The sequence below is a fragment of the Idiomarina sp. OXR-189 genome, from assembly GCF_034373425.1.
GTDB classification, from domain to species: domain Bacteria; phylum Pseudomonadota; class Gammaproteobacteria; order Enterobacterales; family Alteromonadaceae; genus Idiomarina; species Idiomarina zobellii.
Genome location: NZ_CP139706.1, coordinates 1990867 through 2007775 on the forward strand (window position 1 = coordinate 1990867; position 16909 = coordinate 2007775).

Here is a 16909-nt window from a genome sequence, read left to right on the forward strand (position 1 = left end):
AAAATGCAGAATAAACGAATAAATATATTTATGCAATAATAGTGAATAACTATTTTACCTGGAGTCGTATTTATGGATGTTCAGTCACTACCTTCTTTCTTTTCGATGTACCAGCAATTGATTGCTATTCCGTCTATTAGTGCGACCGACCCTAAATGGGATACCAGCAATAAAAAGGTTATTGACTTATTGGCTGAGTGGCTCGATTTACTTGGGTTTGAGTGCGAAATTAACGAACTAAAAAGTCAGCAGGGAAAGTACAACTTGCTGGCTCGCCGGGGAACCGGAACGGGTGGGTTATTGCTGTCCGGTCATACCGACACCGTTCCTTATGATGCCAGCCGCTGGAACTTCGATCCCTTTAAATTAACCGAACAGGACAACCGCTGGTACGGACTTGGAAGCATTGATATGAAAGGCTTTTTTGCCTTTGTTATGCAAGCTTTGAGTGAACTGGATACCCACCAACAAACCAAGCCTATTATGGTACTGGCCACCGCTGACGAAGAAACCACCATGAATGGTGCACGTGAAGTCAGTCGCTTTGCTAACCTTCACCCCGATTATTGTGTCATAGGCGAGCCTACCGACATGCGCCCTGTTTATGCACACAAAGGCCATATGAGCGAGGTCATTCGCATTACCGGCCGCTCTGGTCACAGCTCCGATCCAGCGCTGGGTATTAATGCTATTGAACTTATGAACGAAGTCATTTCTTCACTCATGCAACTCAAAGAAGAATTTAAGCATAAATATTCAAATTCAAGCTTCACTGTGCCCCAACCAACGATGAACTTCGGGCACATTCATGGCGGCGACAACGCCAACCGTATTTGCGGCTGTTGTGAACTCCATTTAGACGTGCGTCCGCTCCCCGGATTATCTGTCGATGAACTCTACGTCCATTTGCATAAAGCAACCGAAGGCGTACAAAAACGCTATCCAGGCAGTGTCGAACTTATCTCGTTGCACCACCCGGTTCCTGCATTTGAGCAAACGCCCGACTCAGCCTTGGTACAACTCGCCGAAAAAGTCTCGCAGTCACAAGCGCAGGCCGTAAACTACTGCACCGAAGCACCTTTTCTGCAAGAGTTAGGTTGCGAAACCTTAGTTATGGGTCCCGGTTCAATAAAACAAGCGCATCAGCCCGACGAGTATTTATTGACCGAAACTATTGAACCGACTCAAGAAAAACTAAAAAAGTTATTAAAAAGCTATTGTTTTTCCGACTAGCTGCCGATAAAAGGGATAAGTTGCCCTTGTTGATCGAAATCAAAATTGGATTGGCATTGGCATAAGAACAAAAAGTGTTGATTAAAAAGGGATACCACCATGATACGACAGCTCTCAATTGGGGCTCGCGCCGGTGCGGCCTTCGGACTGATCGGAATACTGACGTTAATTTTAGGCATTTTTGCTCTAAACCGTATGGGCGCCATTGAAACCCAGCTCAATGTTATTAGTAATGAGCAAGTCCCTGCCGTTGATAACGTCAACGATCTGGACCGCGAATTTCTGAGAGTGCGCATTCACTCTGCCAACGTGGCAACTTATGTGGATGACCCAACACGCTTGGCGAAGTATAAAGAAAGTCTTCAAGACGCTATCGATGCATTGAAACGTAACCAAGACGAATACGAGGCTACAATTGAAGATGCCGAAGCTCGGAAGCTCTTCAAAGAGTATATGGCGTTAGACAAAGAGTTCTGGAAACTCAATGACCAGTTCGACAAATTAGTCGATGCCGGCCTTACTGATGCCATTGACTCTATTCGTGAAAACAATATTTTGCCGCTAACCGACAAAATTTCAGGAAAGTTAGATGAATTGTTGGCTCGTGAAATGGCTCTAATTGATGAAGCTTCTGAGGAAGCTCAAGATGTGAGTTCAGCCGCAAATATCGCAGTTATTATTGCACTAGTTGTTGTTATTTCACTAATGGCTTTGTTTGCTATCGTGCTGACCCGAAGTATCGTGAAGCCTATCACTGCCGCCGTCGACTTTGCGAAAACTATTGCAGCACGTGATTTAACCCGCTCTATTGAAGTTGAAGGCGAAGACGAACCCGCACAACTGTTGCGTCAGTTGCGCACCACGCAAGAGCAGCTGCGCGAATCCATCAGCACAATTTCTGAGTCTTCTGAACAGTTGGCTTCTACATCAGAAGAATTAAGTTCAGTAACTCAGGACTCGACCCGCACTATTCAGCAGCAATCGGAAGAGCTTGAACAAGCAGCCACCGCTGTAAACGAATTGACAACCGCGGTTGAAACCGTTGCTCAGGACGCGCAAAACGCTTCTGAAGCCTCAGAGGAAGCTAACCGCCAAGCACAGCAAGGCGACAGCCGTGTGCGTGAAACCGTCCGTGCTATTGAAGAGCTCTCGCAGGAAATTGGCGACTCTTCAAGCAACGTGACCGAGCTTGCCGAGAAAGTCACCAGCATTACTAAAGTACTGGAAGTTATCCGCGGTATTGCCGAGCAAACCAACCTACTGGCCCTTAACGCAGCTATTGAAGCGGCTCGTGCCGGTGAGTCTGGCCGTGGTTTCGCGGTGGTTGCCGACGAAGTACGCTCTTTGGCTCACAAGACTCAGCAGTCGACCGTTGAAATTGAGGACATGGTTAAGGCCATTAACGAATCCAGCGACCGCTCTGTATCAACCATGGAGAAAAGCATGGAACGAGCGACTCGCACACTCGATGTGGCTCGTGAAGCGGGCGAAGCATTGCAACTTATTGCAACTGCGGTCAGCGAAATCAACAATCACAACACGTCCATTGCCAGTGCCGCAGAAGAGCAAGCCAACGTGGCTCGTGACGTTGATAAGAACCTGGTCAGCATTCGCGACCTGTCTAACTCAACCGCGTCCGGTGCCGAACAGACCAACGCGTCTAGTGACGAGCTGTCACGCTTGGCTGTTAGTCTGAGCGAATTAGTCAAACGCTTTAGAATCTAAACTCCGTAATGTGTAAGAGAGGGCCAATGCCTTCTCTTACACTCATCTAAAAGTCTATTTAAATAGAATTATCTATCTACAGCCGCTCCATACCCTTTTAAATACTATTAAAATAGTATTTAAAAGATTAGTCAGACTTGCCCCGCTCGAATTTTAGACACAGCTAACTGCAACATCAAAATAACCTGCGTGAATACCGTTAATTTACTGCATAAATTAGACTAATGGTGTGACCAGCGCCTATTCTTAATCCGTGTTAACAAATCAGTAACAACGGATTCAAAAATGAACAATTTATTTCAATTCAGCCAACCACTCGACGACAAGGCTAAAGTTTTATTTAGCGACGAACATCAGGAGTTTCTGGCAGAGCTGATCGATACTTTTCAGCCCCGCTTAAATGAGTTACTGGAAAAGCGCCAGCAGCGACAAGCTAATTACGATAGTGGCGCCCTCCCCGACTTTGACCCCAACACCCAGGACATTCGCGAAAGCAACTGGAAAATCGCTCCACTCCCTAAAGATTTACAAAAGCGACGCCTGGAAATTACCGGGCCTGTCGACCGGAAAATGGTGATTAATGCGTTGAACGCCAACGTCGACTGCTACATGGCCGACTTTGAAGACTCACAATCGCCTACCTGGGACGGCATGGTCAATGGCCAAATTAACTTACGTGACGCCAACCTTGGCGGCATGACATACACCGACCCAAGCAGTGGCAAACACTACAAAGTGGGTGAAAACCCAGCCCTGCTTATTGCCCGAGTTCGTGGTTTGCACTTGCCTGAGAAACACGTACAACGCAATGGTCAGGCAATTCCCGGCGCTTTAATGGACTTTGCTTTGTACTTTTTACTGAACTATCAACAGCGCTTACAAAAAGGAACAGGGGTTTACTATTATCTGCCAAAGCTGGAGCACAGCGCAGAAGCTAAATGGTGGGCAGATGTCTTCCACTTCACCGAGCAAAAATTCAATTTAAAAACCAGCACCATTCGCGCCACGGTACTTATAGAAACCTTACCGGCTGTGTTCCAAATGCACGAAATTCTGTACGCCTTAAAAGATCATATTGCCGCACTGAACTGCGGTCGCTGGGACTATATTTTCAGCTACATAAAAACACTAAAAGCACACGCTGACCGGGTATTGCCGGACCGTCAGGTGGTCAGCATGGATAAGCCTTTCTTAAACGCTTATTCTCGCTTACTGGTAAAAACCTGTCACCAACGCGGTGCATTAGCTATGGGCGGCATGGCGGCTTTTATTCCCAGTAAAGATCCGGCTGAAAACGAAAAAATTCTCGCCAAAGTCCATGCCGATAAGACGCTGGAGCGAGACAACGGCCACGACGGTACCTGGATAGCCCACCCTGGCCTTGCCGATACCGTTCGCGAGATATTTGTTGACGGTATTAAGGGTGACAATCAGCTGCACGTGCTGCGCGAAGAAGATAGCGACATTGACCAGTCGTTACTTCTGCAACCCTGCGACGGTGAGCGCACCGAAGCCGGTATGCGCACCAATATTCGCGTATCTCTGCAGTACATTGCAGCCTGGTTAAACGGCAAAGGCTGCGTACCAATTTACGGTCTCATGGAAGACGCCGCCACGGCAGAAATTTCCCGCACCTCTATCTGGCAGTGGATCCGCCACGGCAAAAAACTCTCTGACGGAACCCCGGTAACCAAAGCCTTATTCACACAGCTTCTGCAGGAAGAAGCCGAGGTCGTGAAAAACGAAGTAGGTAAAGAGCGCTGGAGTAACGAACCCTTTGAACAAGCGTTAGCACTGCTTGAAAACATTACCACCGCCGACGAGCTGGTCGACTTTTTGACCCTGCCCGGCTATGAGCAACTCAACTAATTTCAACTCACAACATTATTAAAGAACAACAAGGAATACGACTATGACAACCACAAATTTATCATTCGCACAGCAAGTGAAAGACTTACAAGAGCAGTGGGACAAAGACTCACGCTGGGACGGTATTGAGCGTCCTTACAGTGCCGAAGACGTTGTTCGCTTACGCGGCACCGTACAACCGGAGTACACCTATGCCAAAAACGGGGCGAACAAACTGTGGCAGTTAATTCACGGCAAGGCGCAGGAAAAGTTCGGCAAAGACTATGTGAACGCATTAGGCGCATTAACCGGCGGTCAGGCGGTACAGCAAGTGAAGGCGGGCTTACAGGCTATCTATTTGTCAGGTTGGCAAGTCGCAGCAGACAATAACTCTGCCTGCAGTATGTACCCGGACCAGTCGCTGTACCCTGTCGACTCAGTACCTACTGTGGTCGAGCGCATTAATAACTCGTTCGCCCGTGCTGACCAAATTCAGTGGTCTAAAGGCGTAACACCGGAAGACGATAACTATGTCGACTACTTTGCCCCAATTGTGGCTGATGCTGAAGCCGGTTTTGGCGGTGTACTTAACGCCTATGAATTGATGAAAAACATGATCAAAGCCGGTGCCGCCGGGGTTCACTTTGAAGACCAACTAGCGTCCGTTAAAAAATGTGGACACATGGGCGGAAAGGTACTGGTACCGACGCAAGAAGCGGTTCAGAAGCTGTCCGCCGCGCGTTTAGCCGCAGACGTAGCAGGCACGCCAACATTAATTGTTGCACGTACCGACGCTAACGCAGCGGATTTGCTAACTTCTGACTTTGACCCGAACGACAAGCCGTTCATTACCGGTGACCGCACAGCAGAAGGTTTCTATCGCGTTAAACCGGGTATTGAGCAGGCCATTTCACGCGGCTTAGCCTATGCACCATTTGCTGATTTAATTTGGTGTGAAACGGCTAAGCCTGACTTAGACGAAGCCCGTCAGTTTGCCGAGGCCATTCACGCGAAATACCCTGGTAAGCTATTAGCCTATAACTGCTCACCGTCGTTCAACTGGAAGCGTAACCTGGACGATGACACCATTGCCAAGTTCCAGCGCGAATTGGCTGCTATGGGTTACAAATTCCAGTTCATTACCTTAGCGGGTGTGCACAATATGTGGTACCACATGTTTGAACTGGCGCACGACTACGCGCGCAACGACATGTCAGCCTACGTGAAATTGCAGCAACAGGAGTTCGAAGCGGCCGACAAAGGCTACACCTTTGTGGCTCATCAACAGGAAGTGGGCACCGGTTACTTCGACGAGCTTACCAACGTGATACAGGGCGGCGTCTCATCAGTTACCGCACTGACTGGCTCAACTGAAGAAGAGCAGTTTAAAACCTCCGCGTAAAACGCAGCTCGGCTTCATAAGGAAACACATCCGTCAGGACACCCTCGCGGATGTGTTTTTGTATACGTCGCCAGTAAGTCGGATCAACCAGCTCCGGGTGACGCTTCAGTAATGGGTCGCGGTATTTGGCCTGCGGTACCGCAAACTGCGCCAGCTGCTCAGGAAACACATCGTCCGGCGCCATAGACACTTCCCAGTCGTTCTGGGGCAGCTTACGAAAGCTCATATCCGTTAAGTAACGAACTTCGTCATAGTCGTAAAAGACCACACGCTTATGCCGGGTCACACCGAAGTTTTTCAGCAGCATGTCGCCGGGAAAAATATTGGCTGCCATCATGTCTTTTAACGCCCAGCCGTATTCGTCCATTGCCGCATCAATTTCAGCGTCATTGGCGTATTCTAAATACAGGTTCAGCGGAGTCATACGACGCTCAACAAATAACTGATGGATGACTAACGTATCGCCTTCAATTGAAATGGAGTTAGCAATGCGTTGCTTAAACTCTTCCAGTAAGTCCGCCGAAATTCGCTCCAGCGGCAAGGCGACATCGACAAACTCTAGGGTATCTGCCATACGCCCAACGCGGTCGTGTCGTTTAACCATACGGTAACGGTCAATCACCGTTTGTCGGCCAAACTCTTTGGTATTGCCCAAGCGGTCGTTAATGACCTTAAACACATAAGGAAAAGACGGCAACGTAAACACCGTCATAACCATACCTTTCACACCAGGGGCTGCCACTAATTGGTCGTCGGTACGGCGTAAATGGTGCAAAAACTCCCGATAAAATTCGGTTTTTCCCTGCTTATGAAAACCCACCGACGAGTACAGCTCTGCCAGCGTTTTATGCGGCATTAAGTCCTTTAAAAAACGAACCAACGCCGACGGAGACTCAGTTTCCACCATAAAATACGAGCGGGCAAAGCCAAAAATCGTCGCCATTCTGTCAGAGCGCGTAATAAACGCATCCACATAGAGCTTTCCCTGGGAGTTAATCAACACCGGCACAATAAAAGGATAGTGGTTATTTTCCGTCACCACACGTCCGACAATGTACGCCGCTTTATTGCGGTAAAACGGCGCTTTTAAGACATCAATGCGTAAATTGTGCGCTTCAATGTCGGTCTCGGTCGCGCGCTCGAAGAACTTATCCCGCAGCTGCTCTATATCGTTTTCAAAATTCTCAAACTCACCCCCCAGGCCTATGTCGTCAAACACTCTGGTTAGCGTTTTTTCCAGACCGTCGACCACCGGAAAGTAAGAATGGCACTCGTTTTCCACCGACACCGGAATGTGGTTCGCCAGCACCGTCTCCACAAAAATATAGTCATTATGAAAATAAGCACGGTCAAACACCCGGCAAAACACCGAGTTGTAAAAGGTTTCAGCAAGCTCTGCCTGCGGGTGAAACTGCAATAACTGCTGATACCGTTGCCGCGTTGCCTGCCACAAAGCCTCATCGAGCTCTTTGCCAACACGACGCTCCACCTTTTTGGCCGTAAGCGCCACCTGATGATCATAATAATGAATGCGCTCAGCTGCCGCCGACACCACTGCCGTCCAGTCCCGCTTCAAAAAGCGCTCCCGCGCTCCCTGTGTCAGCGCCTGAAAGCGCCGGTAATGGGTATGAAAGCCATCGAGAATACTACGTGCCAGTGTTTCTGAAGTTATATTCATTTATGGGGTTTACACATACGCTTTAGAAGTCATTTGAAAAGTCCTCGTCCAGCTTACGACGTTTGCGTTGTGGCCCGTTCGCGACGCGCGCGTACTGGTCGTCAAGCACTTTGGTGAAATGCTCAAGTAACCCGAGTAACTCTAACGCGGACAATAGTGTCAGAGAATTTACAGGCTGCCCTTTTTCCATACGATAAACCGTATTGACGCCGCACCCTAAGCGTTTGGCGAACTCGGCTTGATCCATAGACAGCGATCGCTGGTGCTTTATTAGCTTACCCAACGTTGATAAAAAATCTTCAGCGATAAGCATTGAACCACCAAATATAATTGAAAAGGATATTAATAAATTAATTATGGTGGATTAACAGAAATAATCAAATAAATTTAAGCGTTATCCAAAATAAACAGCGCTAGCGTTATACATTCACCCTATTTATAATGCCGATAGATTTTTCATATTCCACTGATTCTGGACAGCTATGAACACCATTAAAGATATTGATCTTAACCTGCTGGTTTACCTGGATGTTTTGTTGCGCGAGAAGAACGTCACGCGGGCGGCGGCGCAGCTGAATATTACGCAACCAGCCATGAGTAACGGGTTGAAACGTCTGCGTAATCTGCTCAATGACCCTATTCTGGTACGCACCAGCGACGGCATGCAACCAACTCAGCGCGCTCTGGATATGCAGGAGTCGCTGCGCACTGTGCTGTATTCAGTAGAAGAAATGATACAGCCGGTGCGGGAGTTCGACGCGCCAACCAGTGAGCGTGTTTTTCGTATTATGGCGTCCGACTATGCTGCATCAACGCTGATGCCTCGGTTACTGGAAAAGCTCGACGAACAAGCTCCAAACGTGTCGTTAGACATAATGACGCCCAGTGACATTAGCTTTCATGACGTAGAAAACGGCAAAGTCGACTTAGCCATTAACCGTTTTGAGCAGTTACCACAGTCGTTTCACCAGAAAATTCTCTGGACCGACGAATTTTCCTGCCTGATACATAAAGATCACCCTTTGCTCAATAACTATACGCTCGATAATTACTTAAAAGCGCAGCATGTTTGGGTCAGTAAAACCGGTTTTGGTGTCGGTGTCGGGATGGATCCGCACGATGTTCAGAAGCTGGGTTGGGTCGACGATGCGCTCGATAAAATTGGCAAGCGTCGCCACATAAAAGTATTTACGCGTAATTATCACGTCGCTATGTACCTGGCACGTCAGGGGTTGATCGCCACACTGCCGACTCAAGCCGCCGAACTTTATAAAGACGATGATCAGCTAATCATGAAAGCGCCGCCGTTCGATATTCCGGGACTGACGCTAACCATGATTTGGTCTCCGTTATTACAGCACGACGCAGGACACCGCTGGTTCCGCCAGGTGGTTTCTGAAACCGCGGCGGCGTCCTGAGCCACTATTACCTTTACTCTTCCCAGAAAAAGGCGTCTCGCTCGCGAGGCGCTGGTAATATCGCACCGCCAAGGTTAATGTTGTCTTTTTCATGGTATTGCCTCTTTTAAAACGTGCTCCCTTTGTATGAACCTTTATAAAAAAAGTCCAGTTAAGCTCGTCCAAATGCGCATTCTTGTCGTTTAATGAACAGGTCAACCAATAGACAAAGTCTTTCATTACGTTATAGTTAACAGGTGCTCAACAAACGGATAAACAATGAACGAGTCACTGGATAACATTTTGCTCGAAGTGTCCCGCTCACCGGAGATTGACGGCGGTAACCTCGCGCGCGCCTCGCAATTTATTCTCGATTCAGCCTTAAAAGGTCTGGATATTACACGGGTCAGTATCTGGGAGTTGCAGCCCGACAAACAAAGCATGATTGCGACCGCTTTGATTGATACTCAGCGCCAAGACGCTGAAACTCTCGTGTTGAGAAAGTCCGAACTGCCGTCTTACTTTGCCGCACTAGAAAAAGAGCGCACTATTATTGCCAACGACGCGCGTGACAACCCTGTCACCGCAGAGTTAGCACCTAATTACTTTCCGGAGTACGGCATTTATGGGGTGCTTGATGTGCCCCTTCGCCACAAGGGTGAAATGATAGGCGTTATGTGCTGTGAGACCCGCAAAGAACACCGTAAATGGACATCTGATGAAGTCGCTTTTGTCGGTGTTCTCGCTGACATTTATGGGCGCGCAGTCAGTGCGGCAGAGCGCGAGCGATTTGAGCAGCTACTGATTCGCCAAAACGAGCAACTCGAGAATATTGTTGCAGAACGCACAGAGTCGTTAACCAAGGCACTTGATAACTTTAAACAGGCACAAGAGCGGCTGATAGAAACAGAGAAAATGGCGGCTTTAGGTAAGCTTGTCGCCGGCGTTGCTCATGAAGTGAATACCCCTCTGGGAATTTCGGTGACCGCAGTCACACATTGTGAGCATCGTTTAAAAAAGCTGAAACAATCTTTTACCGAAGGCTCTATTTCGAAAAAACAGCTGAACCAGTTTATAGACGATACCTTTGAAGCCTACGACCTGCTGAACAATAACCTCGAGCGCGCCGCCACCCTCATACAGAACTTTAAAAAAACAGCGGTGGATCAGTCCAGCTTTGAACTGGTGGAGTGTGAGCTGAAAAACTATTTGCACGCGCTCACCTTAAGCTTGAAACCGATGGTAAAAAAGAAAAAAGTCAGTATTGATATTCGCTGTGATGAATCAACGTCGTTAATGACTTACCAAGGTGCGCTAGCCCAAATCGTGACGAATTTAATCAGTAATACCGACGAGCACGCTTTTATTGAGCCCGACGAAGAGCATCGCATTCTGATTTCAGCAGAACCGGAAAAAGACGGTGTGCAGTTTGTCTTTTCCGATAATGGAAAAGGTATTGATAGCGACACATTGAAAGACATTTTTGAGCCGTTTTTCACAACCTCGCGGCACAATGGCGGCTCAGGCCTGGGCTTATCTATTGTTTATAACCTGGTGACACAGAAACTTAAGGGCGAAATTGACGTCCAATCGACACCGGGGGAAGGCACGGTGTTTTCCTTTTATTTGCCCAATTTACAGAAGTAGGATGTTGTATGCTTAAAGCCTTACAAAGCTTTTTTAATGTTGCTCCAGTGGCAGAGCAAACCAAACAGTATCATGCAGAAGGTCTCAGCGACGAGGCGTTTTTATCGCTCATCCTCATGACGGAAATCAGTCTCGCCGATGGTGTCCTTTCGAATGAAGAACGAGAATATCTGTTAGCAGACTTGAAAAACGAATATCAGCTTGAAGAAGAAGCTGCTGAAAGCGCTGTGGAAAAAGCTGTTGAGGCAGTAAAAGAAGCCGCTTCGCTGCACGATTTTACCGCGCCTCTTAAAGCGCTCGAATACAGCGAAAAAGTCCAATTATTGGAAAGTTTGTGGGCTGTTGCCTACACTGATAATGAACTTGATCCGCACGAAGAAGCAATGCTTCGCAAGCTTGCCGACTTGTTGTACATAAGCCACGCGGACTATATAAAGGCGAAACTTTCTGTAACAGGACACTGAATGACAAAACTTTCCACACTCACCCTAGCGGCCGCTTTAAGCCTGAGTTTTTCAGCATTCAGTCATGCTGAAGACATTGGTTTAGCCACCGGCTACCCGCCGTATCAGTTTTCTGAAAATGGCGACATAGTGGGGTTTGATGTGGATGTCACCAAAGCAGTGTTCAAGTATTTGGATAAAGAGTACACATTGCACCAATACGACTGGGACAATGTGGTCAGTTTACTGCGGTTCGGAGAGCTCGATATGGCAATGGGCATGGAACAAACCACCATTCGACGGCAATATTTTGATTTCTCCTCTCCCTATTATAACCGCGTCACCACACTGTTTGTTTTAGACAATGAAAGCAGTCCTGAGTCGGTGCGGGGTTTGGTTGGTAAACGTATCAGCGGAGACCGGCATTCGGTACTCGAAGCCCACTTGCAAGACATTGGTCTGCATAAAGCGATTCGCATTAATCAGGCGTCGTCAAAAGCTGAAGCAATGAACCAGTTGGCGATAGGTGAAGTGGAAGCCGTTATAATGCCTGAGGCCGTGGGCCGTTACCTGGCAAAACAGCTGGATATCAACGTACGTATTTTATGGCAGCCGGAAATTAAGGTGCCTGTCGGCTTCTCAGTAAAAGCCGGTAACGACGAGTTACTTAACCAACTGAATGAAGCCCTGGAGGCGCTGGAAAACAACGGCGAACTCGACCAAATCCGCCGCCGTTGGGGAATACAGCACAGTACCTGACTGCGTCCGTAGCCTGATACAAAATCAGGCTACAGCGAGGTTGAGATGCCAAGTTACCTTGCTTCCTGCATTTCTTTTTCCAGGCGTGACGCTTCGTCAGCACGTGGTTTGGTGAAGCGAGCCAACCACAAGTAAAGTACTGGCGTTAGGTACAAGGTAAACAGTGTGGCTAAACCTAAGCCGCCAAATACCACCCAACCAATAGAGTTACGAGCTTCTGCGCCAGCACCGGCTGACAATATCAGCGGTAAACCACCTAAAATAGTCGATACCAGGGTCATCATAATTGGACGTAGGCGTATCAGCGCAGCTTCCTCTATCGCTTCACGAACACTCATACCACGGTCACGCAATTGGTCGGCAAATTCCACAAGCAACACGGAGTTCTTGGCGAGCAGACCTATCAACATGACTAAACCAATTTGCGAATAGATGTTCATTGAGGTGCCGGTTAAGAACAGCGCATAAATCGCCGCGGCAATACCAAAGGGCACGGTCAGCATAACCACCACCGCACTGTTCACCGACTCGAATTGTGCCGCCAATACCAGCAGAACAATCAGAAACGCCAAAATGTACGTCATTGCCACTTCCTGAGAGGTATCCTCAAAAGTCGACGCTTCGCCCAGGAACACTAAGCCCATACCGTCTGGCAATACGTCCTGTGCCACAGCACGCAACTGCTCTACCGCTTCAGACATTGGTAACTCTTCAGGCAGATCCCCGTCAATTTCTATGGCACGACGCTGCGCCTGACGCTCAAGCTCTGCCGACACACCCTCTTCAACAATTTCCGAGACACTGGAAATTGGCACTAAACCACCATCGCTTGAAGACACATACAGGTTCTGCATATCCTGCGGCGACTGAATAATATTGTTACGAGTTCGCAGCATCAGTGGAACTTGCTGGTCACCAACGTTTAAGTCTGCAACGTCATCACCGTCAATAGCGGCGCGTAATGTCGAGGAGATATCACTGAGCGACACCCCCAGCTCCGCAGCCCGACGGCGGTCGATTTTTACCCGCAGCTGAGGCTGAGTAGGCTGATACGACACATTTAAGTTACCCATTTCCGGGATCTGCCGCTGAACTTCAGCGGTAAATTCGCGCGCAACTTTAAAAATCTCACCGTAGTTTTCGCCAGTGATAGCCATTTCAATACCACCGCCCTGGCCGCGTAAATTCAAACTGTTGTCACCAAAGGCTCGTCCCGGCGCACCCGGCACCTGGCTTAGTGGCTCTCGCAAGTTTTCGATAATTTCCTGCTGACTAATATCACGCTCTTCCCACGGCTTCAGATTGGCACTGATAAAGACAATGTTCGGATCCCACTGACCAACCACGGTATAAATGGATTCAATATCGCCACTTTCTTTATACTCAAGCAATATTTCTTCCAGCTGACGCGCCTGTCGGTCCATAAACTTAACACCGACACCGTCTGGTCCTCGCGCAAAAACTCGTACCGCACCGCGGTCTTCGTCGGGCATGAGTTCACTATCGATTTGATCAAATAGCACAACACCACCGCCCGCGGCCAATAACGATACGACACCAATAACCCAGCTGGCATTCAGCGCCTTATGGAGCGTCCGTTGGTAGAACCCTTTGACCTTGTGGCCAATACCACCAAAAACATTGGTTTTACCGGCAGATTTAGGCAAACGCGCCGTAAACGCCGGTACTAGCGACAGTGCCACGAAAGAAGAGATGACGACGGCCGCTGCAAGCACTCCGCCAAACTCCCGAAATAAACGGCCTGCTGTTGACGGTAAAAACGCAATAGGTACAAATACGGCAACCAGGACCGCTGTCGTCGCAACCACCGCGAAGAACACTTCTCGCGTTGCCAAGACCGCAGCAGCCCGACTGCCAAGCCCCATGTTGCGACGGCGCTGAATGTTTTCCGTCACAACAATGGCGTCATCAACAATCAGGCCTGTGGCTAGAACCAACGCCAGCAAGGTTAATATGTTGACCGAAAAACCCATCAGCCATATAGCAGCAACCGCACCGAATAAAGCGACAGGTATCGACAAGGCCGGAATAATGGTTGCCCGGAATGAGCCAATAAATACCCACAATGTACCAACCACCAACGCAATAGTTATCGCCAGAGTAGTAACAACCTCGGCAACCGACTTACGAATGAACTGCGCATCATCATTGGTAATGGTCATTTCCATATCCGGGAAGCGATCACGCAGGCGCTCCAGTACCTGAATGGCTCGATCGGAAATTTCAATGGTGTTAGAGCCCGCCTGGCGAATAACACCCAGACCGACTACCGGTTTCCCATCCAAGCGCACAAAGCTGCCGGCATCCGACGGCGCAAAATACGCCTGGGCGACATCACCCACACGAATGTCGTCCTGAATAATAATATTCTCGACTTGCTCTTCGTTTATTGCCGTCGCATCGGCGCGAATAATCAGTCGCTGATCCGTCGACTTCAAACTGCCTGCGGGTACATCGAAAGGCGCCTGACGTAGCGCATCGGCAACATCAGTGACCGAAATACCAAAGCTCACCAGCTTTAGTGGGTCGAGGTCCACCCGCATAACCCGTTCACGATCACCATTTAAGCGCACATCAGCCACACCATTTATGGCCAAAAACTCAGGTGATAAGTCGGTCTCGAGTCTGCGTGTTAACTGTTCAAGCGTTAAGGTGTCGCTGCTGACTGCAATATCCAGTACCGAGCGTGCGTCATTGTCAGCCTTGCGAACGTTAATTTGTTCAACGTCATCGGGAAGCTCTCTGCGAACCTGGTTCACCGCTTCACGAACTTCCGCCGCAACCACGTCCAGGTCAACTCCCGGGTTAAATTCAATGGAGATACGGGCGCTGTTTTCTTCACTCTGCGAGTTAATGTTTCTGACACCCGAAACACGCGCAGCCGCTCCTTCTAAAATACTGGTCACTTCCGCATCGACGGTTTCTGGCGCACCACCGGGCAGAGACGCACTCACACCAACGACAGGTCGGTCAACATCAGGCAACTCACGCACTTCAACACCCATCAGTGCTGCTATCCCGGCAATGGCAATCAGAATATTGAGTACAACAATCAGTACCGGTCGGCGGATAGACACCGATGGTAAGTCGTTGGTATCGGTATGCGTATCGAGTTGCTTATCAGACATTATTCGCTAAGCTCCCCGGCGTCATCCAAAGTGGTACGGTCAAACTTAACCGGCTGTCCGTCACGCAAGCTTTGCACGCCCTCGGCAATTAGCAAGTCGTCTCGTTGAATATTGCCTGAGACTAATACCCGACCCGCTAAACGCTGCTCAATTTGAACTTCCACGCGCTTCGCATTTTTACCTTCAACCACCCAGACAAACGGGCTATTCACGCCCCATGACAAGGCCGCTTCTGGAATTGCTGCGAACTCCTGACCAGCAAGAGAAATAGACGTGCGGAAGCTGGTTCCCGGCAGGAAATCATCATTTTCGTTATTAATGCGTGCCCGGGCGCGATACATCCGGGTTTGCGGATTAATCCGAGAGTCCATTTCAACAATTTCTGCTGTTACCGGTTGCCCCGAATAACGCCACGGCTGCACTTTCAGCTCGGCACCTTCGCCCAATAGCGATACCGCCGCTTCAGGAATTTTGAAATCAATTAATAACGAAGAGCGGTCATCCAAGGTCGCAATAGCTGTTTGCTCGTCAATGCGATCCCCCACTTCCACGTCGGTAATACCTATGACACCTTCAAAGGGTGCACGAATAAAGCGGTCTTCCAGCTCAATTTTGGCATTATCTAATTCGACACGAGCTAAGTCTCTTAGCAGTACCGCATTATCAAGCTCTGACTGAGGCACTGCGCCGCGCTCATGACTTTCGCGCAAACGCTCAACAGTGCGCTGCGCATCTCTTAAGTTAATTTGCGCTTGCTCAACCGCCACTTTCTGTCGCCTTGCATCCAGCTCGACCAAAAGCTCACCTTCTTCCACCACTTGTCCCGGCTCGAAATACACCGCGACCACACGGTCGCCCACCGCCGGATAAATAGTGATAGAACGTGCTGCTTCCGCCGTTCCCACCGCTTCAACTCGGTTTTTCTCCTGCTCAAACTGCACAGGTTCCACAATGACCAAGGTTTCACGAGAACCAAACTGTTGAGCCTGCACGGCACTTGTGTGTATAAAAGCAGACAACAAACCCAATACAGCAATCGACAAAAAATGCTTCATAAACTTCGGTTAACTCCAAAAAAAACTGCAGCCCAATGGCTGCAGCTGTATCATCTCATTGTGTCAGTAATTCTGCTATTAACAGTTACTTAATAGAGAATGTACCTTGCATAATGGCTGAGTGACCCGGGAAGGTACAAAAGAACTTGTACTCGCCGTCAGCACTCATACCTTCAGTAGAAAACGTCACTGAGGTCTCTTCACCACCGCCTATAACATCAGTTGCGGCAATAACGGCGTCAGACTCTGGCACATAATTGCTTTCCAGACCTGCTGACATACCCTGCTGCACGACCGACTGCATGTCGCCCGCTTCACTTAATACCCAGTTGTGTCCCATGACTTTTTTGTCCAACTTACCTGAGTGCGTCAGAGTTAAAGTCACTTCGCTACAGCTGGCAGGAACTGATAGCTCCTTTTTATCAAATCTCATGTTGTCGGTGCTATCGATAGTAAGCTCACATTCGTTGGCTTGCGCTGCGTTTGCGACAAACAACAATGAACCGGCTAATAGAGACAAAATATAACGCATTACAATACTCCTTCATGTAGGATGAAACGAACTACTTCCTT

At 48.7% G+C, this 16909-nt stretch carries 13 protein-coding genes; 8 read left to right on the forward strand and 5 right to left on the reverse strand.

Going from position 1 to position 16909, the window contains the following annotated elements:
• The first annotated feature begins 72 nt into the window (after nucleotides 1-72).
• The 4 genes from argE to aceA all read left to right on the forward strand — a co-directional run bounded on the left by argE (nucleotide 73) and on the right by aceA (nucleotide 6208).
• A complete protein-coding gene (argE, locus tag UM402_RS09855) occupies nucleotides 73-1233 on the forward strand; it encodes an acetylornithine deacetylase (protein WP_058576695.1) in 1161 nt (386 codons plus the stop codon).
• A gap of 99 nt (nucleotides 1234-1332) precedes the next feature.
• On the forward strand, nucleotides 1333-2958 hold the full coding sequence (locus UM402_RS09860) for a methyl-accepting chemotaxis protein (protein WP_058576696.1): 1626 nt from the start codon (nucleotides 1333-1335) through the stop codon (nucleotides 2956-2958).
• A gap of 285 nt (nucleotides 2959-3243) precedes the next feature.
• Nucleotides 3244-4827: a malate synthase A gene (aceB, locus tag UM402_RS09865; protein ID WP_058576697.1), complete on the forward strand. Its 1584-nt coding sequence runs from the start codon at nucleotides 3244-3246 to the stop codon at nucleotides 4825-4827.
• Between the two features lie 43 nt (nucleotides 4828-4870).
• Nucleotides 4871-6208, forward strand: a complete 1338-nt coding sequence (gene aceA / locus UM402_RS09870; RefSeq protein ID WP_058576698.1) for an isocitrate lyase — start codon at nucleotides 4871-4873, stop codon at nucleotides 6206-6208.
• On the opposite strand, the gene aceK is transcribed toward aceA, so the two are convergent.
• Nucleotides 6192-7886, reverse strand: coding sequence for a bifunctional isocitrate dehydrogenase kinase/phosphatase (gene aceK / locus UM402_RS09875; RefSeq protein WP_058576699.1), 1695 nt, complete (start codon nucleotides 7884-7886; stop codon nucleotides 6192-6194). The two genes, aceA and aceK, sit on opposite strands and share 17 nt — an antisense overlap.
• 22 nt (nucleotides 7887-7908) lie before the next feature.
• On the reverse strand, nucleotides 7909-8199 hold the full coding sequence (locus UM402_RS09880) for a helix-turn-helix domain-containing protein (protein ID WP_058576700.1): 291 nt from the start codon (nucleotides 8197-8199) through the stop codon (nucleotides 7909-7911).
• Nucleotides 8200-8368: 169 nt separating this feature from the next.
• On the opposite strand from UM402_RS09880, the gene UM402_RS09885 reads away from it, so the two are divergent.
• The 4 genes from UM402_RS09885 to UM402_RS09900 all read left to right on the forward strand — a co-directional run bounded on the left by UM402_RS09885 (nucleotide 8369) and on the right by UM402_RS09900 (nucleotide 12132).
• Complete coding sequence (locus tag UM402_RS09885) at nucleotides 8369-9304, forward strand: LysR family transcriptional regulator (RefSeq protein WP_058576701.1); 936 nt, start codon at nucleotides 8369-8371, stop codon at nucleotides 9302-9304.
• A gap of 258 nt (nucleotides 9305-9562) precedes the next feature.
• Nucleotides 9563-10930: a sensor histidine kinase gene (locus UM402_RS09890; RefSeq protein ID WP_058576702.1), complete on the forward strand. Its 1368-nt coding sequence runs from the start codon at nucleotides 9563-9565 to the stop codon at nucleotides 10928-10930.
• A gap of 8 nt (nucleotides 10931-10938) precedes the next feature.
• Nucleotides 10939-11394 (forward strand): TerB family tellurite resistance protein, encoded by a 456-nt coding sequence (locus UM402_RS09895; RefSeq protein ID WP_058576703.1) that lies wholly within the window; start codon nucleotides 10939-10941, stop codon nucleotides 11392-11394.
• The gene (locus UM402_RS09900; protein WP_058576704.1) at nucleotides 11395-12132 is read left to right on the forward strand and encodes a transporter substrate-binding domain-containing protein; all 738 of its coding nucleotides are present in this window, start codon (nucleotides 11395-11397) and stop codon (nucleotides 12130-12132) included. It begins immediately after the preceding gene.
• A gap of 53 nt (nucleotides 12133-12185) precedes the next feature.
• On the opposite strand, the gene UM402_RS09905 is transcribed toward UM402_RS09900, so the two are convergent.
• The 3 genes from UM402_RS09905 to azu all read right to left on the reverse strand — a co-directional run bounded on the left by UM402_RS09905 (nucleotide 12186) and on the right by azu (nucleotide 16868).
• Entirely contained in the window at nucleotides 12186-15281 is a 3096-nt protein-coding gene (locus UM402_RS09905) for an efflux RND transporter permease subunit (RefSeq protein WP_058576705.1), read from the reverse strand.
• Nucleotides 15281-16336 carry an efflux RND transporter periplasmic adaptor subunit gene (locus tag UM402_RS09910; protein ID WP_058576706.1) on the reverse strand — a complete coding sequence of 352 codons (1056 nt, stop codon included), beginning with the start codon at nucleotides 16334-16336 and terminating at the stop codon, nucleotides 15281-15283. Before UM402_RS09910 ends, UM402_RS09905 begins: the two co-directional genes overlap by 1 nt.
• A gap of 85 nt (nucleotides 16337-16421) precedes the next feature.
• Nucleotides 16422-16868, reverse strand: coding sequence for an azurin (gene azu, locus UM402_RS09915; RefSeq protein WP_053954420.1), 447 nt, complete (start codon nucleotides 16866-16868; stop codon nucleotides 16422-16424).
• Nucleotides 16869-16909 lie beyond the last annotated feature (41 nt).

Coding starts and splice junctions, on each gene's coding strand:
- aceA (WP_058576698.1), top strand. CDS start 4,871: ATGACAACCACAAATTTATCATTCGCACAGCAAGTGAAAGACTTACAA.
- argE (WP_058576695.1), top strand. CDS start 73: ATGGATGTTCAGTCACTACCTTCTTTCTTTTCGATGTACCAGCAATTG.
- aceB (WP_058576697.1), top strand. CDS start 3,244: ATGAACAATTTATTTCAATTCAGCCAACCACTCGACGACAAGGCTAAA.
- UM402_RS09905 (WP_058576705.1), bottom strand. CDS start 15,281: ATGTCTGATAAGCAACTCGATACGCATACCGATACCAACGACTTACCA.
- UM402_RS09900 (WP_058576704.1), top strand. CDS start 11,395: ATGACAAAACTTTCCACACTCACCCTAGCGGCCGCTTTAAGCCTGAGT.
- UM402_RS09880 (WP_058576700.1), bottom strand. CDS start 8,199: ATGCTTATCGCTGAAGATTTTTTATCAACGTTGGGTAAGCTAATAAAG.
- UM402_RS09895 (WP_058576703.1), top strand. CDS start 10,939: ATGCTTAAAGCCTTACAAAGCTTTTTTAATGTTGCTCCAGTGGCAGAG.
- UM402_RS09885 (WP_058576701.1), top strand. CDS start 8,369: ATGAACACCATTAAAGATATTGATCTTAACCTGCTGGTTTACCTGGAT.
- azu (WP_053954420.1), bottom strand. CDS start 16,868: ATGCGTTATATTTTGTCTCTATTAGCCGGTTCATTGTTGTTTGTCGCA.
- UM402_RS09910 (WP_058576706.1), bottom strand. CDS start 16,336: ATGAAGCATTTTTTGTCGATTGCTGTATTGGGTTTGTTGTCTGCTTTT.
- UM402_RS09860 (WP_058576696.1), top strand. CDS start 1,333: ATGATACGACAGCTCTCAATTGGGGCTCGCGCCGGTGCGGCCTTCGGA.
- UM402_RS09890 (WP_058576702.1), top strand. CDS start 9,563: ATGAACGAGTCACTGGATAACATTTTGCTCGAAGTGTCCCGCTCACCG.
- aceK (WP_058576699.1), bottom strand. CDS start 7,886: ATGAATATAACTTCAGAAACACTGGCACGTAGTATTCTCGATGGCTTT.